The following is a 21,817-nucleotide window of genomic DNA, read 5'->3' on the forward strand; positions in this document are numbered from 1 at the left end:
CAAAAGATCAATCCTTTACTCTACTTCATTTAAGAAAAATAACGTTATAACGCCAGGTCCTGTATGTGCACCGATTGCTGCACCAATTGTATTTACGATAAATACTTCACAGCCAAATCTTTCCGTAATTAATGATTTTAATGCTTCCGCTGTTTCTAAATCGTCACCGTGAGTCATACCGATTGTTTGACCTTTAAGGTCTTTACCACGTTCTTCCATAATATCAACAATACGGCTTAATACTTTCTTTTTCCCTCGTACCTTTTCAAGTGGTACAAGTTTTCCTTCTTCCACGTTTAAGATCGGTTTAATGTTTAGTAAACCACCGATAAATCCTGCGACTTTGCTTAAACGTCCACCTCTCACTAAGTACTGTAAGTCAGCTACAGTGAAGATATGTTCCATATGGCTCATTAGAAAATCAACACGCTTTAAAATATCTTCTTTTGATGCGCCGTCTTTTGCCATTTTAGCAGCTTCTAAAACGACAAGACCTTGACCAAGCGAAGCACATTTCGTATCAATAATTTCTAAATCTAAGTTAGCATATGTTTCTTTTACTTCCTCTTTAATGACAACTGATGATTGATATGTACCAGACAGTTCAGATGAAAAAGCTAAATATATACAAGGATTACCTTCTTTTGCATAAGAAACAAATTTTTCTTGGAACGTTTCAAGTGAAGGCAATGACGTTCTATAAACAGCGCCTTCTCTCATTTTTTGCAATAATGTAACTGACTCTAATGTTACTCCATCTAAATACTCTGTTTCTGCTTCATCATATACACGGAGTGGAATTAAATCAATATCATATGCTTGCAGCAATTCTACTGGTAAATCCGCCGCACTATCCGTAATGATTTTAACACCCATTTTTAAACCTCTATTCTGTTATAAATATAAAATAATAAAATAAAAATAGTACTTTTAAATTATATACGTAAAACTTAAATGAAGAAAGGAAAACACTTTATATTGTATGCACTATTCTTCAAAACTTGAACTATTAATGAAAATGATTCTATTTTAAACACCTTTTTCTTATTATTTTTCTAAAACACGAATAATTTTATAAGTATTTTGTATCATTATATTTTAATTCTTTATCTTAATATAATCTTTTCAAATTCATACTGTTTAAAATTTAAAAGCCAAATCCAATAAAGGAAATGGCTTTTACATTTTCATAAAATAACCAAACTTTATTTTCCATCAAATTGTTTGTTTACATTCATACTTTGGTGATGTTGAATATTAGTCCAGTTATGATAAATATTTATAGCCTGTACTATAATTAAAACAGTGAATATTCACCTGTAAGAATCACTAGATAAAAACAAGTTAAACATTTTATAAAATATTTAATTTTACTAGTAAAGCTAATAAAATTTGGAGAAGAATTTGAACATTTACTGCTATGTCTGTATCCGTAGTCGTAACTGTAACATTTCTAGAATTTCTAATAACAGTTTCTTGTTTATTAATTTGTTTAATAGATGATTTTTGAAACAGTTCTTGTGCTACACGGTCAGCTTTTTCACTATCTGCTATAGAAATACTTATTATAACCACGATAGCTGCTTGTAATGCTGCTTGAATAGATAAAGCAGCTTTTGTATCTGTAGTAGTAACTTCTACATCTGCGGAATCTACAATTGTAATAGATTCTTCAGAAATTTGATACGTTTTACTTTCTTGCGCAGCTGCTTCTGAAACGCTAGCATTTTTAAAAGATGGATGAGGATTTGAGGAATCTAATGCACTCCACTTTTTATTTTCATCTGAATGACATGTTTTGTCCATATGTTCACCCCCCTTCAATCTAAATAATTATTAACTTGTGATTGTATTTCAGAAACAATACTTTTAATTTGCTGCTTTTTTTCTGGTGATAAATTTTTTAATTTTTCTTCATTTATCCCATGCCTATTAAAAATATCTGAGAGTAAAAGGTCTATAATTATATTCTTTTGATCCTTATCAAACTTAAAGGAAGAAAATTTATTTAAATCATCCATTTACAATGTTCACTCCTATCAGTTTTCTATAAAAATTTCAAATAACTACCAGCATTATATGTATTTAAATAAAAATTGCTTGGACAAGTAACTTAATCTTCTATTTTTACTTTTTTTACTAATAAAATCAAAAAGCTGTCTTCTAATACGAAGACAGCCCTCCTTTACTTCACATATTTAAGTTTTATTCACTGTTAAATAATAAGTTCATCTTTGTTATTGTGTAGTTTTCCACACTTAATTTCCCATAAATCTTGAATATTAATTCGGTCATAATGAGAAGTCCAAGCTTGTACCACATATTACAACAAAAAATATTTACTTAGAGTGAACCCTTATAGCTAAACTTTATAAAATGTTTAGTTTAACTAATAGCGCTAATAAAATTTGAAGGAGAATTTGAATATTCACTGCAATATCTGTATCAGTAGTTGTTACGGTTACGTTTCTAGAATTTTTAATAAATGTTTTTTGTCTATTAATTTGTTTAATAGCTGATTTTTGAAATAATTCTTGTGTTATTTTATCTGCCTTTTCACTATCTGCTATAGAAATACTTACTACAACTACGATAGCTGCTTGTAATGCCGCTTGGATAGATAGCGCAGCTTTTGTATCTGTAGTAGTAACTTGTACATCTGCTGAATCAACTATTTCAATATATTCCTCAGAAATTTGATCGATTTCATCTGTTTGTATAGCTTCCTCTAAAAAATTTGCATTTTTACTAAACGAATAATCATTTAATGATTCGCAATCTTCTTTTTTTGGCTCGCAATCCTCTTTTTTTGGCTCAGGAACTCGTTTTTTCGGCTCAAACTCCCGGTTTAATGGATCCCGATTTTTCTTTCTTCTACAAACTTCACATTCACACATAAAATCACCCCTTTTAGACTAAAAAATTAGCAATATGAAAATATTGGCTAACTACTAGCATTTTATGTATTTTTAAAAAATTTGTTTGGACAAGTAACTTGATTTTCTATTTTACTTCTAATTCTTTTTTCTAATAACAAAAGGCTGCCTTCTAATAAGAAGACACCCCTCTTTTATTTCACATTTATATAAAAGACCCATACTTAAATACACTAAACTTCATATAATATATTGCATCCTTTCTTTTTAGAATAAGTAGTCGTTTACTGAAGGGCACTTTTCGAAGTGCTCCTATCTTTAATCCCCCTCTTTTTCAGGAAGAGTTTTTTTACTAAACCCTGATTTGTATCACTAAGGCTAGGGATTACGACATTTCCTTAATAACTTCAATGAATACAGTAGCTACTAATTAAAATACCCCTATGATCTTCTCTACACTTAAACCATCGTGCGTTACCGAACGCATGAATTAATTTTTATTTTGACTATGTAACACTAAATTCACAAGATTATTATCCTATGTTTGGTGAATCCATCATTTCAATGCCAGCAACCCCACACTTTTAACTAATAACTTAAACAAATGGGCTACCTCAAGGTTCCTTTGATATAGTATCTTATGTTCTATATAATGAAGAGAGCGCTAGTATTCCGAAGGAGGATATATATGAGTATTCAATTGGCCACATCTAACGATTTAAAATGGATTAATAGTCAATATGACTCAATAGGATTTGTACGAAGTGATTTAAAGAGAGATAAAGTTGCAATTATTACATATAACAACGAGTATGCAGGTGTTGGCCGATTAGTCCAAATAGATGAAGATACTTTAGAAATGGGCGGGATTTTTATTCTGCCTCAATTTAGAGGGCTTCAATTAGCTGGTGAGCTTGTTTCATTTTTAGTAGAAACTGCGAAAAAATCACAAATACAAAATGTATATTGTCTTCCTTTTGAGGAATTAGAAAACTTTTATAAGAAATATGGATATACTGAAGTCGATACTACGACAGAAGCAGTCCATCCAATTATTCTAAAAAAATATAATTGGTGTTTGGAGAACTACGATAAACACGTTCTACTATTTAAATTGTAAATGTAATAAAGTGAAACTTTAATCAGTGAGAGTTTTAATCAAATCCCTCACCAATCGGGCTTTGATTAAAACTCTATGTTCCGTCAATACTATAGATAAGATGATTGTATTTCTCCATTTCCCCTTGGAGAGGAGCAGTTGGCTTTTGCTAGCTGCTCTTTTATTTTTTCAAAAAGTCACATAAATATCTTTAATTCCAAACATTCAAAAGATAAAATATGATATGATTGTTATGAAGATATTTACCAACTAATAAATGCGCCCTAGACTTACGTACTAGGGCGTATTTATTTTTTAGTATGTAACTCCTTCACTCATCTATTATCCACAAAATAAGTATCATATGCCTTATCAAATTCATATCCTAACTTTTCTGCTAGTTTAGCAGATGTAGTATTCGCTGCGTCCCAGTTTGGATACTTTCCATTTTCTAAGCAATCCAATATAAGAGCTGCACTTACTACAGTTGCCAAGCCCTCTCTTCTATGATTGTGATCAGTCGCAACTTCAATTTCAATCCCATCATTATAAATACTATACGAGGATGCACCGCATACAACTTCTCCGTTATATAAAATGCTATAACCTATACCACGGTTTATATAATCTTCTACCGAATGAAATTGACTTGTGAAATCTTCAGATATCTTATGTAATGTAGGGCTATTTGCGATATACTCGTCTATTCTTCTTAACTCATATTCTTTTGGAAGTGCTGATATAAAAGTTTTTAATTTTGAACGATTAAAAACTTCTGGATTTCGTTTGAATTTATAACGTAAAAACTTATCTATTTTTCTTTCATGGAATGTTTCTAAGCGTTGTTTCCACTCTTCACTATTTACGATAACTAAAATTCTTTCTGGAATATTACGTAATAACTCTTCTGTTTCTTTCGTATTTGGGTCTCCAGCGTAAAATGTAAAAATCCCTACCGTAACTTGTGCTACTTTTGGATTTTCAAGATCATTTACCCAAGCAGTACCCATATGCCCTTGTAAATAAGAAAGTAAAACAACGTTATTGAAATCCTCAAACATAGAAACTAGTTTTTTTCTTGTATGTATATTCGCTTCATACATCATTTACATTCCCGCCTTCTTTAGAATCAACTACTCTTAACATTTTCATGAGCGCTCCATAATTCGTATTCATATACATACCCACCTGTTCATCATAAAAGCAATTGACTATTAAATTAAAACTTCGAATATTTATAAAATATCAGTAAACATAAAATGATTATAACATCTACTAACTATGAAATGATCAACATATAAAATAAGTCAACAATAAATATATTTCTTACCCGTTAACAAACGGTTTGAAGGACCAACATAATTAATTATGTAACAACCCTCAACAATAGTTTGAGGGTGCATTTAAATACATGTGTTATAACTCATTTTTATAAATAAAAGATTCCGTCTCACCGTTCTTATATACTTTAGTCAATTTAACAACTGATTTGTACGTGTTAACGTCATCCTCTATCATTTTTTTCATCTCTTCTATTTCGGCATCACCAGTTCCGCCCTCTATTTTTAAACAGTTCGAAATGGAAAGGTATCCGCTTGATGCCAATATAAAAATAAAAATCGTATCAGGAAAATTAATAAATAATAATCCGTAGTTTAAAGGGTCTCCAGCTGGATGTGATAAAAGTAATCGAAAACCTACCAGTTCAGGTACTTGAACAAAATCTCTAGAAACTCTCGCCTCACCTACTATAGTAATTTGCTTTACTACATTCCCGAGATCATCTGTAAATTCAGTACATCTAGGTGGATTAATTGTTGTTGCTTGGAAAGACACATTTAATTCAGGATTGTTAAAATCGAAAAAGATTGTACTCCCCTCCGTTAAACAATGCGGGCAAACATTTCCTAGCAAGCTAAAGTCCTCTTCAATATATTTAACTTTTGTTTTGCAACTACATACTTTCCCTATTCGAATTGCATCAATCTTTGAACAATCGACAAATATAACCTCATTGTCTTCTTGTACGAATGATACGATACCTGTTTTCTTATTAAATGAAAGAAAATAAGATACAGCAATTTCGTTTCCTGCTATTATGATACTTTCAACTTTTGTATACGGTTCTAGACTCTGTAAAAACTCACATATACTATTTTGGCAACACCCACAATCACGTTTCGGTTCACACCCCACTTACACTCCATCCCTTCTCTATATAGAATTGCTACTACATATATATGAGAAGAAAATAAGAAAAGCTTGGACAATATAACGTTAACGTAGTAATATCGTTACCTACTCGTACATTTATATGGAAATCACACCATTTTTGAGTAAGGACACATAATTTTTACTATAAATACATATAACAATTTCATCTTTCATAAAAAAAACGTTATAATAAGGTGTAGCCTCTACGATTACGTTATAAAGGAGATTAAAACAATGGCTAAAATTAAAGTATACCAAGCAAAAGAGGAAAATATGGAAGCAGTAAAAAACATCATTGATGTTGAGGAACAAAACCCAACTGCTGAAAACTTACAAAATCTATACGCATGTGTATTAGATACTGAAGATATGGCATTGCCTGAATCATACATTGAAGAAGATATCTTAATTGATTCTATTGAAGTTATGGTTAACGCTTCTCAAAGCAAAGTAAGAGACTTAGGTGCTTACGATGTAATCGAAGTTCAAAACAAAGGTAAGAAAACACAAATTTTACTATTAGCAGACGAAGAATACGAAATTATCGAAGGCTAATCTAAATCCGTACATACGAAAAAGCTCCTTTCCAATTAGAAAGGAGCTTTTTCATTACGCTTTTGATGTTTCACTCTTTTTATTCGTTTGTTGTTTCTTAATTACCATGCGCTCATTTCCCATAAAGAAAATGAATATGAATGCTAATCCAGCTGGTACCAATGCCCACATGAATGTTTGAACAATTGAACTAGAAAGAGCGTCAATAATCTTATCTAATATTTGCGGAGGGATTTGAGATCTTGCCGATTCTGATAGAATAGCTCTTGAATCCCCTAAAGCGTTTGTATTCATTCCCCCGCTCATCCCTTTAAATGCTTCTTCTAATTGATCTTGGAAACCTGTTCTTTGGATCATTCCGAAGATTGTAATGCCTAGTGTCATTCCTAACGAACGAATGAAGTTACTCGTTGAAGTCGCAGACCCGCGCTGTTCCATACCGAAGTTGTGAATAGCTGCCATACTTAGTACAGAGAATGAGAAACCGACTCCAAATCCGATAATAATCATATAAACTGTTAATAATGCACGACTTGTTTCTGGTGTTAACGTGCTTAATAAGAATAGTCCAATTAGCATAATAACCGCAGAAATAATCATAATGTTTCGGTAGCTAAGTTTAGTTGTTAAAAATCCGCCTAACTGCGCTGTTACGACTGATCCTAACATCATCGGTAAAAGTAATAATCCTGAGTTTGTTGCGGTACCACCGTATACACCTTGAATAAATAACGGAATGTACACAGTTGCTGACATAAATGCAGCACCGTAACATAAAGCAATAATTGTACTCATTCCGAATAAGCGCTGCTTAAACATCTCAAATGAAATAATTGGTTCTTCTACTTTTCGTTCAATAAAAATGAATGCGATGATTAAAATGGCGAATCCACCAAATAAGCTTAAAATAAAGCTAGAATCCCAATCATATTTTTGTCCACCTAGTTCTAAAGCAAACATTAAACAAATTACTGCACCAACTAAAGTAATTGCACCAAACCAATCAATCTTTTGCTTTCTATGAACGCGTGATTCTTTATAAAAGAATGTAATAAAAATAAGTGCTAAAATGCCAAGTGGTAAGTTAATATAAAATACCCAGTGCCAGCTAATGTAATCGGTAATATAAGCGCCAAGTAATGGCCCGAAAATACTAGATAATCCAAATACCGCTCCGAATAAGCCACCCATTTTCCCGCGTTTTTCAGGTGGGAAAATATCAAAAACGATAGTAAACGCAATTGGCACTAATGCCCCGCCGCCAATACCTTGAATGGCACGATAAATACCTAACTGTGTAATATTTTCAGCAGTACCACAAAGTGCCGAACCAATCATAAAGACAATTAAACCGAAAATAAAGAATCTCTTTCTACCATACATATCTGATAGCTTACCGAAAATCGGCATGCCTGCCATTTCTGCGACCATATAGGCAGAAACGACCCATACAAAGTTTTCGAGGCCTCCTAAGTCACCAACGATTGTTCCCATCGCCGTTACGACAATGGTATTATCCATCGATGCCATTAAAATACCTAGCAATAAGCCCGCCACAACAAAGCCGAGCTTATTATTCTTCTCAACCATATCTCTTGCTCTCCCTCATACTACTTATATTTGTTTATGTTCTTTTACGACTGCATTACCTTTTTGATTAAAACTAGTATGATATTCTACAACACTAATTTCACATCCAGGACCAATTGTGACGTTGTTGCCTCTTACAACTTCAGCAATCGTATGTTCTAAATAGATATCATCTCCTTCAACAATCGAAGTTTGGAGGTTTCCAGCATGACTAGTAAAAGGAATAAATCTCGTTTTTTTACGAACAGTAATCTTTTTACCACCAATTTCTCTTACCTTACTGCCTTCATAACGAAGTGAGATTTGAATATTTTCAGCATTAAGTAATCCAGCACTTTCAAGACCACCAGTTAATGATAAATCTTCTATTTCAATATCTCCCTTCACATTTAAAGCACCTTTTACATCTACGAAATCACCTGAAAACTTTCCTGCAATATCTATCATACCTCTAACTTTTGTTTTTTCAATATGAGCATCACCATGAATTTGTGTATTACCATATACTTTTACATATTCCGCATCTACATTTCCTTGTACTTCGTTATCTCCATACACGACATAGTTTTTCACTTTCACATTACCGCGTACATCACTCGTTCCGTACGTTTTAAACTCATTGCAACTCATATCATTGGTAATTGTTCCTTCACCGCGAATCTTCACTTTATTATAATCTCCGCCTGCTGAATTACCAGAACCATTTACTGTGAGACTATGTGGATGTTCCATACTGATTTCTCCCTTCCGTTAAACCTGCTTAATTTCTTTTACATTTGCATTTTTATCAACAGTAAGAACACCCGTATATTCAATCAGTTCAATCTCACAGTTTGCTCCTACTGTAACATTGTTTCCTCTTACCGTTCTTATGTGAGCATAATCAATATCGATATTGTCACCTTCTAATAGTTCAGCTTCTAACTGCAAGCCAAATACTGTTTTAAATAGCCTACTAAATGTACCTGATCTATGTCTTACTTTAATCGTTTGACCACCAATTTCTTTCGCTCGACATGTACCGTGAATATTTATATTAATTTCATCTGCGCTTAATAAACCACCGATTGTAAATTGTCCTTCTGAAGAAAAAGTATCCACTTCACAATTACCGTCAATTGTAGCTTGACCATTGACTTTAAATTCTTCACCAGTGACATTTCCACCTATCGTACCTTTTCCTGCAATTTTCAAACTGTTTGCTTTTACATTTTGCGTAATTGTTGCTTTTCCATCAATTCGCATCGTTTCAGCATGAACTGTGCCATCAACTTTACCAGATCCGCTAATTCGTGCACTGCTACTTTTCAAATCGCCAGTAACTGCACCGTAACCGTTACATTCAAATTGCTCACATTCAACATTTCCATTCACAGTTCCTTTTCCGTTTAATTGCACTTTATGAAACTCGCCACCATTCGATGAACCGTAACCATTTATAATCAAATTATCTGTACGCATACTTTCTCCTCCACTACAACAATTTAGTTTTTAATGCTTCGGTATATTTCATAATCGCTTCGCGTAAAACGATTTTGGTGCCTTTTTCAAAAATTAAATCGTCCACGTTTGAAACTAATAAACATGTAGAAATACCTAACTTTCGGACAATGATTAAGTCACAAGTTTTATGTTTCATTGCTTCATAACTTTCACGTAAAACTTGCAAGACCATTTTTCCTTCTTCTAAACTAATCTCTCCTGATTGTAGTAATTCTTCTAACATGTACACATAAAGAATGTCTACAAATTGAAACTCTGCTGTTTTATTCGTTTGTTCTATGAAAAATTGTAAAACTGGTTCTGATGCAATCCCCTTGCGTAAAATCTCTTCCTTTGTTAAAAGAATTTCTCTCACACTCGGTGAAAACATGTTCGCTAGTTCATCAAGTGATAAATCCTCTTTCATCGTTTGGATTTTATCGATACGCTCTAATATCTTTTCTTTCGGAAAAAATGTCTCTTGACCTGTAAACGTTGATTTTCGTACAAACCAATCTTCCGGAATTAAATTTTTTCTTTTCCACCTATATAACTGTCCGTATGAAATACCAGTTAGTTCTAATAAATCTTTTTTTGAAATTAAATCTGTACTCAACTGTATAACACTCCTTCCTGATAACAATGTAACATAACACTGTTACGCTGTAAATAGACTTTTATCACAAGTAGCGTAACAATGTGTAAAACAAACCTATTCTCACATAAAAAAAGGCTCTTACACATCTTATGAAAATGTGCAAAAGCCCTTATATATCAAGATTTAAACCAAATATTATAAAAATCAATCCAACCTTGTGAATTAATCATTATATTTTGAACTTTTTCATGTGTACTTACCTCTTGTTTATTACGATATAAAGGAATAATATGAATTTGACGTAACAAAGTATCCTCGATATCGCGTAACAGTGTAACTCTTTTCTCTAATTCTTCTTGTCTAAAATAAGGAGACAACTTTTCATGAAAGTCCATGCTGCTTTGTCCATGAATAAAACTATTTTTTGTAAGAAACATATATAATAAACTATCTTCTATTCGTTCACTTATTGTGGCACTATCATGCATCATATCGGCCTTTTGTATCGTACTTACTTCCAATAGCTCTTCTATCTCAAGAAAATTATTTTCTACACGAATCCCGTACTTCGCACACTCTTTTTGTATCCATTGTGCATCTTCAACATGATCTCGTCCTGTAAATGTGTAGAGTTGTAGCACTTCACTATGATAAGTACTCCTTTTAATTAAACTTTCGATATCTTCGTCAATATCTACTATGCTTTCATTTGCTAATATTAGTTTCTTTGCCACTTCTCCACGTTCTCCGCCGAGTTCTTGAACGATTGTATAACCATGAATGATTTGATATAACGCTTTCCGAAATAACGCATCTTGCATTGGTCCTTCTTTCGTAAGATTACATGTTATATATGTCACGTTCGACTCAAGCCGAGACAATTCTTTATTATGTTTTTCTTTATCTTTATACTGCGCCTTTACTAAAACATCGTATGTACTTACACCTTGTTCTACATTCCACAACTCAATACGATCTAAAAAAGGTCTTTCACGAAAATATAAAGGATGTCCTTCTAAAATGAACAGATTTTCATTACTTTTATATAATTGAAAAGGCCCTGTTCCAATTAACCCTCCTGCTTCATCTTCATTCACGATAGAACACTGTTCTGCACTTAGCATATGTAAAAACATTCGATTTTCCGTATGTAATTGAATTTCGAAAACGTAGTCATCCACTGAACGGATATTTTCAACGTGTTGTAACATCCATGCGTGTGCATTATTTTCCAGCTTCATAAATCGATTCAACGAGTATATAACATCATGTGCAGTAAGTTGTTTTCCATTATGAAAGTGAACTCCTTTTCGTAAGTAAAACGTCCATATTTTTTCAGCGTCATTATATTCCCAGTGAAATGCAAGTCTTGGCTCTATAATGTTTGTATTACCGTCTACATACACGAGTGTGTCGAATATATGTTTTACCATATGGCATTCTGAACGCATTGTAGCGTATACAGGATCTAATGTGATATCTAAATTCATTTGTACTTGCAACCGGAGTACATCTCTTCTCCCTTCAGATGTCATTTCAACCTTATGACCAAATATTGAATCCACCCAGCAGTGATATTCTCCCTTTACCGATGGAAAATGCGAGCTATAGCGTTCCACAAATATGCTTCCGCTTTTCACATCCCCTTTTTTCGTTATTTCTTTTCCTCTATCTAAAACTAAAGAAATCGGGTGCTTTTGAAATATTAACTTAGAACGATTTCCTCTGCCGCGACCTGGAAACCACTTAATCCAATTTAAATCATCTAATTTTTTTATAATTAATTTACTATTACGCTCTGTGCAAAATAATGTTTCAGATATATTTTGCACTGTTACTTCCAATCGTTCTCCCTCTTTTTTCCCTTTTCCATAAGCAATCCATAGTTCAATGTATTGATCTAAAATAAACATCATACTCCCCCTAAAAGGTGAAAAATACTCCCTATTGTTTCTACCCTTTTTCCAACTCTCCTTTCATCTTATCATTTCAATATAGAAAGGAGGAATTAATATTGAATTATCTCTTACTTCGTTACAATAAACCTATTTTCATTAGACTGTGCGGTGAATTATTAACCCGAACGACTGAATCTATGTTAGCTCTCATTATGATTATTTACGTCAATAAAATGTTAAACGGCAATGTAATAATAACTATGCTGATTTTCGGACTGCAGCCACTTTCAGACATTTTATTTACACTTATTGCTGGAGGAATTACTGATAAATATGGCCGAAAAAAGATTATGTTACTCGGATTATTACTACAAGGTGTTGCAATCGGTAGTTTCGTTTTCGCTCAATCCGTTTTTATATTTGCACTGTTATATGTCATTAATGGTATTGGCCGTTCCTTATATATTCCAGCTCAACGTGCACAAATTGCTGATTTAACAAAACAAGAGCAGCAAGCAGAAATTTTTGCTCTCCTACAAACGATGGGAGCAATCGGATCCGTAGTCGGCCCTTTAATCGGTGCAAGTTTTTATAATACTCACCCAGAATATTTATTTATCGTGCAAAGTGTAACTCTTACGATATATGCCGTTGTTGTTTGGACCCAGCTCCCAGAAACTATTCCACCTATAAGTAAGTCGAAACAAACAGTTGAGGCAAGTTCACCAAAGCAATTTGTTTTTAAACATTACGCCATATTCGGTCTTATGGTTTCTACACTTCCTATTAGTTTTTTTTATGCACAAACTGAGACGAATTATCGTATTTTTGCAGAACATGTATTTCCTAATCTCGTATTCATACTCGCATTTATTTCAACATGCAAAGCCATTTTGGAAATCATTCTACAAATCTTCCTCGTAAAATGGTCTGAACGATTTTCTATGGCGAAAATCATCCTTATTTCTTACGCCTGCTATACAATAGCTGCAGTTGGCTTTAGTTATTCAACGACGATATTGTCGTTATTCTTCACCTTACTCTTTTTAGTCATTGGAGAAAGTATTGCTCTAAACCATTTATTACGATTCGTTTCAGAAATTGCACCTCATGATAAACGTGGTTTATATTTTTCAATTTACGGTATACACTGGGATATATCTCGAACGTGTGGACCAGTTATTGGTGCAGTTATATTAAGTAAGTTAAATGGAAGTATGCTGTTTTATATTTGTGCTAGCTTCTTATTAGTTGGAGGTATTGTTCAAGCGCTATTTGTTCAAAGTTTGGAACGTAAAAAAATCGTGAACCATCCTACACATAATTTATAGGTTACTACTTTTTCAGTAGATCAACATTTCTTATTGGATAAATGCTAAAAAATAAAAGTGAAGTATTTCGCATATGAAAGTATGTTTTATATGACAGGAGACGTTCCTTGTTTACAACTAAAAACACCTCACTTCAAGAAAGTGAGGTGTTTTTGAAATCACTTAATTTCTTATCCTGCCATTTTATTAATACTATCCTCTGGCGAAAATACGGAAATATGATCGACCTTACCAGTCGATTTTGGAATGACAAATTTCAATTCATACTGGTTATTTACTTTGTATACATATATTTTATCTTCACCATTCTCTTTAACTGAAGATGGTTTTCCTAATGCTTTTTCAATTTCTTGTAATGTAATCAATTTTAGTTCTGCATGATATGAGCGTACATCAAAAACTTGTGACCCTTTATTAAATCCGAAAACAACATTTTTATTTGTAAAAGTTGCGTACATTCCATTCCCTGCATATTCGGTTTTATTTGCTTTCCCCCACGCTTTTTCAATTTCTTCAATATCCCCTGTATGGGCTCCAAATGGCACATTAGGTACCTTTCCTTCTTTTGCTAGTTCAAACAAATCTTTAACGTGGTTAATTGATTTTTGATTAAGTGTTCTATCTTTCGAATCTTGCTCAGCTGATGGTTTTGTTGTTTTTTCATTACTTGGTTTTGCTTCAAGATTTTTCTTTTCTTCTGAAGAATTGCTTTGTTCATTTTTATGATTTTCCGAGGCTGGATTTGCTTCCTTTTTTTCGTCTGTCCCTTTACATGCTGCTAATGCAAATGTGCATGTAAAAGCAAGAAATAACATAACTATTTTGAAATATACTTTCATCATTTTTACCCCCTATTGTATTTTATTCATTTCGATAATCAACCGGATGCGAAGTATAGTATTAATTAAGGACTTCTAATTCTAAATCGTCACTTTCCCATAATTTTAAAAAACTTGGAATTATATTGTTAATCATCGTATTCATCTCCTTCTTTAAACCTTCTCTTCTCGATGATAATATCCTCTATCTATAACTTAAAACACGCTGTCACAACAGCTCCTTGAAACAAAAAAAACAGTAGGAAGTGATTACTCTTTTCCTACTGGTTGAAATGAAATTAAACGGTAAATCTTAGCTTCTTAAAAAATGTAGCGATAGTGTTTTTTACTGTTTCAAAATTATAAGCAAACGTGTTATCTCCACTTAATGATGAAATACATGCTAAACCTGCAGCTTTAATAAAAGCTTTTACATCTACAAGCATAGAATTAGCCTCCAAGAATTTAATTACAATCATTATAACAGGTGTTTTACGACGCTAACATGAAAGTAATAAATAAATTTCTATTATTAATTTATCCCGCTATTTGCTGGGCAGTAAGATCCCCACCTCAAAATTCAGCGGAAACAAAGAAGTTAGGTGGGGGCCCTGCTGCCCGTAAAAGCTAAATTGGTGAGGGCTGATAATCAGTGGGAATGAACAAAACCCCCACTGATTAAAATTTCACCTTATTTAGCTTACAGTACACCATTTTAATGTCATATAAAAAAACTGCCCAAAAAGAGCAGCTTCAAATATGTATATTACACTTCAATTGATTTACCATCTTCAACAATATGATAAAGTAAATGCGCTAAATGATGAATTGGACCGTATTCTTCCTCTTCCTCATCTGTTTCGCCTTGGAATTCAAGATCGTTTAAGTATAGTGCTAAAAATTGATAGTATAGTTTTAAATCAAATCCGTAGCATGCAGTTGGTTCTTCATGATCCCCTTCATATTGTAACATTAAGTATTGATCATTTCCTTCTGCATCTTCTGCATCAAAGAATACGAAGAAGCCAACGTTTGTATCTAAATCAAATAAATGACGAGTACCTTTTTCAGTTGCTTTATTGAAGTCCTCTTCACTTAATTTATGTACTGTTGTCGCTTTTGCATTATCTTCTTGATGGAAATTTACTGTAAATGATTTCAATGCTGACACCTCCTGATTGTATAATACTAGCATAACATATAAAAAGGACTGCTTACAAATGTAAACAGTCCTTACATTCATTTTCGCATTGCTCGTAATAAGAAGCTTACGATGAAAATTAAAATGATCGCACCGATTAAAGCTGGAATAATTGCATATCCGCCAATGACTGGACCAAAACTACCAAGTAATTTCGAACCAACCCAAGAACCTATAATACCAGCAATAATATTACCAATTACACCACCAGGTACGTCCTTTCCAGTAATTAAGCTCGCAAGCCATCCTAATATACCACCGACGATTAAAGACCAAATCATATAATAACCTCCTTTACATTTCACCAATCAAAATATAATTAGAAACAATTGCTTACCATTAGTTATGTGACATTTTTCATAAGTTATTCATGTTGTTCAACTTTAAGATTTTTGAGAATAATACACACAGATTAAACCTTTTTTTGAACTAACGATTTATCCGACTTGTTATTACACACATTAAGAACAATCTGGCTTCAATATTGTTCGCATAAACTCTTCTTTAAAAGCTGCATAGTTAAAACCAACAGCAATTCTTTGAATCGACCGATCATCAAACCTTGTTGGCTCAGCTATTTTTCTAAAGTCTGCTACACTTTGGCCCCTAGTCACATCATTTGTCGTACTAATCCACACTGCCGATTTTTTATATTCGAAAATACTGTCATTTATAAACGAGATAAACGGTAGTAAATCGTGTATAGGACTTCCACCAATACCCGGATATTCTTTTTTATAGAAATTCTCATAATAAAAATCAATCATTGGTTTAATGAGTTTCGCCTGTCCAGTTCCTTGTTTATCTATTATATTCGCCATTTCAGGCGTAATAAGCGCGCCCTGTGTTACATTTAACGGGTATATGCTAGCGTTTTTCGCATATTTCATAACAATATTTGCTGCAATTGGATCACCATAAAAATTCGCTTCAGATACTGGTGTAACATTACCTGGAAATAGGAAAGCGCCGCCCATTATATAATACGAACAAATACGATCCATTATATTTGGATACAATAAAAATAACGTAGCAAGCGTCGTTAGTCTCCCTGTCGCCACAATTATAATATCTTCTGGACAAGGTTCGATTAATTTGATTAATTCACAAAAATTTTCTCGTTTACAAATTCTCATCTCAGGTGGAATAATAGGACCTAAACCGTGATCCCCGTGGATTTCAGGGAAAAACAAAGGCTCTTCAGCTGTCATCGGTCTACTCGCACCTTCAATAATTTTCACTTGTGTAGCATAGTACCTTTCTAAAAAATAAACATTTTCCGTAACGATATCTCGTGATACATTCCCGTACTCAGCAACAATACCTAGAATATCTAATTTACATGTTTTATTTGCATAAATTAACGCTACGGCGTCATCAATACCAAAGTCTCCAAAAAAGATAATTTTCTTATTAACTATTCTCACCCCTCTTAAGCATAATCTACTATTATTATTATGTGAAAAAGACAAGGCGGTGAAACAGCGCAAACTAAAAAAGTCGCCTATTTATTGGCGACTTCAATCTTTTTATAAGACAAATATGCAAGTACATTTTTACTTGAATCGTATTTCGGGTTATTTCCTTTTCTCGGCTCTCTCATATGTGTCTTTTCAAATCCAGGAATGTCTGGCATTTTCCCCATAAATTCAAGCATTTCTTCCTCAGAACCTTCAATGCGTACACGAATCATTATAACTATTCCTCAATTCTCAGTTTCTCTGTACTAAGTATATCGTACTTCAGAAAGACTGCAACACATTTATCTTTTTAACGTTGTACTTTTTTTACATATAAACATAGCCATTTCAGTATAGAACGATTCTACTTTATTATTTTTAAATTGAATATTAAAATATCCCTTCATTTCGTTTGGTGCTTTCATCATACATTCTGTTAATTTTTCACGCTTTTGTAAAGGGACATCCATCATATTACACCACCAGTCAAAATCAAACTTCTTATCAAAAGTAAGACATGACTGCATTTGCAAACCGTTTTTTTCTAATAAAGTAAGCCATTCTGTCTTTTTTAGAGCTCGTTCATGACTTGGGTCTCGCTTTTTTTCTATAAAATTATAAAATGTATCATATTCATTATTTTCTGGCGAAACATTATCTATTAAGATGAATAATCCATTATCCTTCAATGTACGATTTACTTCATAAATAAATTGAGCCGGATTCGTAAAATGATGGGCTGCAATCCGGCATGTGATTGTATCAAAAAAATGGTCTGCAAATGGTAAATCCTCTGCGTTTCCTGCTACAAAAGATACATTTTCATGACCATTCTGCTTTATAAAAACTTTTGCTTTTTCTAACATCTGTTCTGTTAAATCAAGTGCAACTACTTCTTCAAACATAGGTGCTAACATATTTGCCACATGTCCACCACCAGTAGCAACATCAAGAAGACGATTATTATGACGAGACTCAACTTGTTGAACTACATATTGTAAATCCAGTCCTTTAGCATGTATTTTACTATTTACATATTTATCTGCATTACTGCCAAACTGTTTTTTCACAAGCTCTTCTTTACTCATATTATCATCTTCTTTCTATTGTTATTTACATATACGACTCATATAATTATTACAATTCTCTTCATGTATTTTCAAATCCTCTTTTCATCTCACTTCTCATCACATTCCCTTATAATCAAAATAATATGATTATACGTTATTCTATAAACAAAAAAAGGCTACGGGAACTTGCCCCCTAACCTGACTAAATATTTACTACATTTTTATTTCTTCGTATATATCTATATAATATAAATCCTCTTTCAACTTCATAATAACATCTACTTCGTTATAAGTAGCCTCACGAGCATGTAAACCAAATTGATCCATACCAATCCATATCCACCCAGGTGTACGATATAAAACATCTATATTAAAATAATCTAATTTAGTAAGCTCCGATGTAATAAATTTATCTTTATTAGCGATTTGTTTATCTATTAAACCATATTCTTTTCCATTTTCAAATAGCGATATAAATTTCCCTACAATCGGATGTTCACGAACAATAAAATGATATTCTTTTTCCTCTATATTTACCACAATCAAACGAGAAACAGATAAATCAGGCCCTGAATTCGACATATTCGTTTATTCACCTCCTTATATAGGCTTCTTAAATATGATAACAAATGAATATTCAAATTAAGTTAATATAATGTAAAAAATAAAAAAGCTGAATTCCCTTTAGAAATCAGCCTTTATAATTTGATCAACTTTATTCTTTTACAAATTATTATAATGTTTCTTTTTCCTCATCATTTCCGGAAACTAAACTTCCTATAGCATCCGCTGTTACTTCCACTACAAATTCACAAATACCAGCTACAACTTCTCCAATTATTTCATCCATCTTTTTCCCCCCCTTATTTTATGTAACTTATTTGTAGTATAGAAGAAATTGGTGAATGTAAACTATCGAAAAAGGTGACATAAACCTTACAGAATTGTAAGCTCTTTCATTCCTTTACTTAGCCCCTTTGAAACTCCAAGTATTTTTAGCAGACATATAGGCCATTATAATACGAAGCAAGTAATAATCTAGTGTCAGGAGGCGTTTAATATGTATTACGTAAAATTAATTAAAGGTCAATCTTTCTATGCTTTTGATCATCGTTTCTTAGTGTCTGAAGAAGAAGAGGTTTCAGAGAAAATTTATAATTACTTACGACGTAATGAATTTTTCGAAGTACGTAAAGAAGAATATTCTGCTTAATTACAAAAAGCATTAAGAAAAATATCATCTTATTGTGATATATTCTTGATGCTTTTATGTGAATTGCTTCTTTCCAACACTTGTTTTCGACTTTATTAAAATATTCTAGTATTTGTCCAAACTACTCATCCTGTAAGTAAAACTGATGAAACAACTTTTGCAGTCCCTTTTTCTCCAAATAAAGCAATTGTACGTACAAACATTTCAAGCTATAGATCAAAACGTTGGCAGTGGGACACACGAATATTCATTAACTGTAGAAAACCTTACTAGTGGTGCAAGTGCAGAAGTTGTTGGTCCTCTATCTTTTAGCGCTTTATATATTGGACAAGAGCGTAAATGTTGCTAAGTGAAATTAATGTTTAATTTTATACTTAAAAAAAGCAAGACGTAGTTATACGTTCTTGCTTTTTTATATTTATCCTTACTTTCTATTAGCTTTAATCATAATTTTTTTGCGTTTTGATTCACTTATTTCATCAATTAATACATCAAATTTTTTACAAATCAAAAAGATTGAAATCCAATTATGAAACACGTAATATAGACTCTGACTCTAAAAAAGTTTGTATAAAAATACTACATAAATAAGGAGGTTTTATATACGAGTTTTTCATTTTAAAAGACGGAGAGGTTTTATGTTATGTGGCGTAATAAAAACGTTTGGATTGTTTTAATTGGGGAGTTTATTGCAGGTCTAGGATTATGGCTTGGTATTCTTGGCAACCTTGAATTTATGCAAAAATATGTCCCTTCTGATTTCATGAAATCAGTTATATTATTTATCGGACTATTAGCCGGTGTTCTAGTTGGACCTATGGCTGGCCGTGTCATCGATCAGTATGAAAAGAAAAAAGTTCTTCTTTACGCTGGGTTTGGTCGAGTTTTAAGTGTTATTTTTATGTTTTTCGCTATTCAATTTGAAAGTATCGCATTTATGATTGCATTTATGGTTGCTCTTCAAATTTCAGCAGCATTTTATTTCCCTGCATTACAATCTGTAATTCCACTCATCGTACGTGAACATGAGTTATTACAAATGAACGGTGTACATATGAATGTTGGTACAATTGCTCGTATTGCAGGTACTTCACTAGGTGGAATTCTTTTAGTTGTGATGAGTTTACAGTACATGTATGCCTTCTCAATGGCAGCATACGCCTTATTATTCCTCTCGACTTTCTTCCTACAATTCGAAGACAAGAAATCAACAACACCAAGTAAACAAGCTGCAAAAGATAATAGCTTTATGGAAGTATTTCGTATTTTAAAAGGAATTCCTATTGCTTTTACAGCACTTATATTAAGTGTCATCCCTCTATTATTTATAGCTGGGTTTAATTTAATGGTTATTAACATTAGCGAAATGCAACATGATCCTACGATTAAAGGGTTCATATATACAATTGAAGGTGTCGCATTTATGTTAGGTGCCTTCGTAATTAAACGTCTATCTGATCATTTCAAACCTGAAAAATTACTATATTTCTTCGCAGTTTGTACTGCTTTTGCACACCTGTCATTGTTCTTTAGCGATATAAAATGGATGGCTCTTACATCATTTGGTTTGTTTGGGTTTAGTGTTGGCTGCTTCTTCCCTATTATGTCGACGATTTTCCAAACGAAAGTGGAAAAAAGTTATCACGGTCGCCTCTTCTCATTCCGTAATATGTTTGAGAGGGTTATGTTCCAAATCGTCTTACTTGGCACAGGCTTCTCCTTAGATACAATTGGGTTACAATATATGGTTCTCATCTTCGGAGTCGTTTCATTATTGATTATTTCTATTTCCCTCTCTAAGCAGAAACATTATGAAAAACAGCATTCGCAATCTGCGAATTTATAAAATAAACAAAGAAGTATGGATCTAATATTGAATCCATACTTCTTTGTTTTATAATACGCCTATTTATTACGTTTATTGAAATTACCTAAAGGAGTATCCCCCTTTAATTTCGAATAGATTATAAAAAGTACTCTTTATAAAAGGAGTGGTAAAATGTCTGATGGCATCGAAGTATTTATTGTCCTGCTCTTTGCAATTGCTCTGTTTAGCATCCTAAACTTTTTAGCCATTTCCTTATCTGGACATAGTTTTAAAAAAAGAATCATGGCAGGTTTCATATTTTTACTACTGACTCCCATTATCTTTTTGACTATCACAACATTTACTTCTATATTCGATAAAGCAGGATTTGGCGCAGGTACGTTAGCCTTTATGATCGCAAGCGTATATATATTAAATGGAATAGTGATTCTGCTTTCCTCTTTATTTATGCTCAAAAAAGACATAACGTAGGCTATAGTACTAGCATGAATCTGACTTTACACTAGATTCATGCTTATTTAATTTCTCCTAAATTTTTATATGAAATTAAATAATTCTTTAAAAAAATTTAAACTTTATTTATT

At 32.7% G+C, this 21,817-nt stretch carries 25 protein-coding genes and 1 pseudogene; 7 read left to right on the plus strand and 19 right to left on the minus strand.

What is annotated here, in order from left to right:
• Positions 1-15: 15 nt before the first annotated feature.
• The 4 genes from ACS2QP_RS07935 to ACS2QP_RS07950 form a co-directional block, all read right to left on the minus strand.
• Positions 16-876 carry a DegV family protein gene (locus ACS2QP_RS07935; RefSeq protein WP_000538278.1) on the minus strand — a complete coding sequence of 287 codons (861 nt, stop codon included), beginning with the start codon at positions 874-876 and terminating at the stop codon, positions 16-18.
• A 477-nt stretch (positions 877-1,353) separates the two neighbouring features.
• Positions 1,354-1,806 (minus strand): spore coat protein, encoded by a 453-nt coding sequence (locus ACS2QP_RS07940; protein WP_000361676.1) that lies wholly within the window; start codon positions 1,804-1,806, stop codon positions 1,354-1,356.
• Between the two features lie 14 nt (positions 1,807-1,820).
• Complete coding sequence (locus ACS2QP_RS07945; protein ID WP_000342253.1) at positions 1,821-2,021, minus strand: spore coat protein W; 201 nt, start codon at positions 2,019-2,021, stop codon at positions 1,821-1,823.
• Positions 2,022-2,369: 348 nt separating this feature from the next.
• Positions 2,370-2,897, minus strand: coding sequence for a spore coat protein (locus ACS2QP_RS07950; protein WP_127064007.1), 528 nt, complete (start codon positions 2,895-2,897; stop codon positions 2,370-2,372).
• 667 nt (positions 2,898-3,564) lie between these two features.
• On the opposite strand from ACS2QP_RS07950, the gene ACS2QP_RS07955 reads away from it, so the two are divergent.
• Positions 3,565-3,996: a GNAT family N-acetyltransferase gene (locus tag ACS2QP_RS07955; RefSeq protein ID WP_000027166.1), complete on the plus strand. Its 432-nt coding sequence runs from the start codon at positions 3,565-3,567 to the stop codon at positions 3,994-3,996.
• 314 nt (positions 3,997-4,310) lie between these two features.
• Here ACS2QP_RS07955 and ACS2QP_RS07960 read toward each other — a convergent pair whose 3' ends face one another.
• Together ACS2QP_RS07960 and ACS2QP_RS07965 are read right to left on the minus strand one after the other, a co-directional pair.
• The gene (locus ACS2QP_RS07960; RefSeq protein WP_088338710.1) at positions 4,311-5,081 is read right to left on the minus strand and encodes a GNAT family N-acetyltransferase; all 771 of its coding nucleotides are present in this window, start codon (positions 5,079-5,081) and stop codon (positions 4,311-4,313) included.
• 310 nt (positions 5,082-5,391) lie between these two features.
• Positions 5,392-6,171: a BC_2878 family exosporium-associated protein gene (locus ACS2QP_RS07965; RefSeq protein ID WP_000501710.1), complete on the minus strand. Its 780-nt coding sequence runs from the start codon at positions 6,169-6,171 to the stop codon at positions 5,392-5,394.
• Between the two features lie 252 nt (positions 6,172-6,423).
• Between ACS2QP_RS07965 and ACS2QP_RS07970 the strand changes: the two genes are divergently transcribed.
• Positions 6,424-6,744, plus strand: a complete 321-nt coding sequence (locus tag ACS2QP_RS07970; protein WP_001062733.1) for a hypothetical protein — start codon at positions 6,424-6,426, stop codon at positions 6,742-6,744.
• Between the two features lie 54 nt (positions 6,745-6,798).
• Here the strand turns inward: ACS2QP_RS07970 and ACS2QP_RS07975 are convergent, their stop codons facing one another.
• The 5 genes from ACS2QP_RS07975 to ACS2QP_RS07995 form a co-directional block, all read right to left on the minus strand.
• Positions 6,799-8,334 (minus strand): MDR family MFS transporter, encoded by a 1,536-nt coding sequence (locus ACS2QP_RS07975; protein WP_000229612.1) that lies wholly within the window; start codon positions 8,332-8,334, stop codon positions 6,799-6,801.
• A gap of 24 nt (positions 8,335-8,358) precedes the next feature.
• Positions 8,359-9,066, minus strand: coding sequence for a hypothetical protein (locus tag ACS2QP_RS07980; RefSeq protein WP_017673238.1), 708 nt, complete (start codon positions 9,064-9,066; stop codon positions 8,359-8,361).
• A gap of 18 nt (positions 9,067-9,084) precedes the next feature.
• The gene (locus tag ACS2QP_RS07985; RefSeq protein WP_001258384.1) at positions 9,085-9,795 is read right to left on the minus strand and encodes a bactofilin family protein; all 711 of its coding nucleotides are present in this window, start codon (positions 9,793-9,795) and stop codon (positions 9,085-9,087) included.
• Between the two features lie 13 nt (positions 9,796-9,808).
• Positions 9,809-10,432, minus strand: a complete 624-nt coding sequence (locus tag ACS2QP_RS07990) for a YhbD family protein (protein WP_119683549.1) — start codon at positions 10,430-10,432, stop codon at positions 9,809-9,811.
• A gap of 158 nt (positions 10,433-10,590) precedes the next feature.
• Positions 10,591-12,327, minus strand: coding sequence for an ABC transporter substrate-binding protein (locus ACS2QP_RS07995; protein WP_153582118.1), 1,737 nt, complete (start codon positions 12,325-12,327; stop codon positions 10,591-10,593).
• 101 nt (positions 12,328-12,428) lie between these two features.
• Here ACS2QP_RS07995 and ACS2QP_RS08000 point away from each other — a divergent pair, with 101 nt between their 5' ends.
• Positions 12,429-13,643 (plus strand): MDR family MFS transporter, encoded by a 1,215-nt coding sequence (locus ACS2QP_RS08000; RefSeq protein WP_438882309.1) that lies wholly within the window; start codon positions 12,429-12,431, stop codon positions 13,641-13,643.
• A 170-nt stretch (positions 13,644-13,813) separates the two neighbouring features.
• Here the strand turns inward: ACS2QP_RS08000 and ACS2QP_RS08005 are convergent, their stop codons facing one another.
• The 8 genes from ACS2QP_RS08005 to ACS2QP_RS08040 all read right to left on the minus strand — a co-directional run bounded on the left by ACS2QP_RS08005 (position 13,814) and on the right by ACS2QP_RS08040 (position 18,774).
• Positions 13,814-14,485, minus strand: a complete 672-nt coding sequence (locus ACS2QP_RS08005) for a YjgB family protein (protein WP_002025942.1) — start codon at positions 14,483-14,485, stop codon at positions 13,814-13,816.
• Between the two features lie 275 nt (positions 14,486-14,760).
• Positions 14,761-14,907, minus strand: coding sequence for a chorismate mutase (locus ACS2QP_RS08010; RefSeq protein WP_326264678.1), 147 nt, complete (start codon positions 14,905-14,907; stop codon positions 14,761-14,763).
• A 320-nt stretch (positions 14,908-15,227) separates the two neighbouring features.
• The gene (locus tag ACS2QP_RS08015) at positions 15,228-15,623 is read right to left on the minus strand and encodes a hypothetical protein (protein ID WP_000834883.1); all 396 of its coding nucleotides are present in this window, start codon (positions 15,621-15,623) and stop codon (positions 15,228-15,230) included.
• A 77-nt stretch (positions 15,624-15,700) separates the two neighbouring features.
• Positions 15,701-15,943, minus strand: a complete 243-nt coding sequence (locus ACS2QP_RS08020) for a GlsB/YeaQ/YmgE family stress response membrane protein (protein WP_000638306.1) — start codon at positions 15,941-15,943, stop codon at positions 15,701-15,703.
• Positions 15,944-16,123: 180 nt separating this feature from the next.
• Positions 16,124-17,089, minus strand: coding sequence for a nucleoside hydrolase (locus ACS2QP_RS08025; protein WP_152121863.1), 966 nt, complete (start codon positions 17,087-17,089; stop codon positions 16,124-16,126).
• A 77-nt stretch (positions 17,090-17,166) separates the two neighbouring features.
• Positions 17,167-17,355, minus strand: coding sequence for a DUF3970 family protein (locus ACS2QP_RS08030; RefSeq protein ID WP_000621873.1), 189 nt, complete (start codon positions 17,353-17,355; stop codon positions 17,167-17,169).
• A gap of 69 nt (positions 17,356-17,424) precedes the next feature.
• Positions 17,425-18,210: a class I SAM-dependent methyltransferase gene (locus ACS2QP_RS08035; protein ID WP_075677168.1), complete on the minus strand. Its 786-nt coding sequence runs from the start codon at positions 18,208-18,210 to the stop codon at positions 17,425-17,427.
• A 195-nt stretch (positions 18,211-18,405) separates the two neighbouring features.
• The gene (locus tag ACS2QP_RS08040) at positions 18,406-18,774 is read right to left on the minus strand and encodes a hypothetical protein (RefSeq protein WP_000071480.1); all 369 of its coding nucleotides are present in this window, start codon (positions 18,772-18,774) and stop codon (positions 18,406-18,408) included.
• A 478-nt stretch (positions 18,775-19,252) separates the two neighbouring features.
• Here ACS2QP_RS08040 and ACS2QP_RS08045 point away from each other — a divergent pair, with 478 nt between their 5' ends.
• The 4 genes and pseudogenes from ACS2QP_RS08045 to ACS2QP_RS08060 all read left to right on the plus strand — a co-directional run bounded on the left by ACS2QP_RS08045 (position 19,253) and on the right by ACS2QP_RS08060 (position 21,704).
• Positions 19,253-19,405 (plus strand): YqbF domain-containing protein, encoded by a 153-nt coding sequence (locus tag ACS2QP_RS08045; RefSeq protein WP_000291905.1) that lies wholly within the window; start codon positions 19,253-19,255, stop codon positions 19,403-19,405.
• Positions 19,406-19,586: 181 nt separating this feature from the next.
• A pseudogene (exsC, locus tag ACS2QP_RS08050) lies at positions 19,587-19,754 on the plus strand (exosporium protein ExsC); the annotation flags it as partial.
• Between the two features lie 294 nt (positions 19,755-20,048).
• On the plus strand, positions 20,049-21,251 hold the full coding sequence (locus tag ACS2QP_RS08055) for an MFS transporter (RefSeq protein ID WP_438882313.1): 1,203 nt from the start codon (positions 20,049-20,051) through the stop codon (positions 21,249-21,251).
• 153 nt (positions 21,252-21,404) lie between these two features.
• Positions 21,405-21,704, plus strand: coding sequence for a hypothetical protein (locus ACS2QP_RS08060; protein WP_438882315.1), 300 nt, complete (start codon positions 21,405-21,407; stop codon positions 21,702-21,704).
• The last annotated feature ends 113 nt before the right edge of the window (positions 21,705-21,817 follow it).

It is taken from the genome of Bacillus cereus group sp. Bce019 (assembly GCF_051781745.1).
Taxonomy (GTDB): Bacteria; Bacillota; Bacilli; order Bacillales; family Bacillaceae_G; genus Bacillus_A; species Bacillus_A cereus.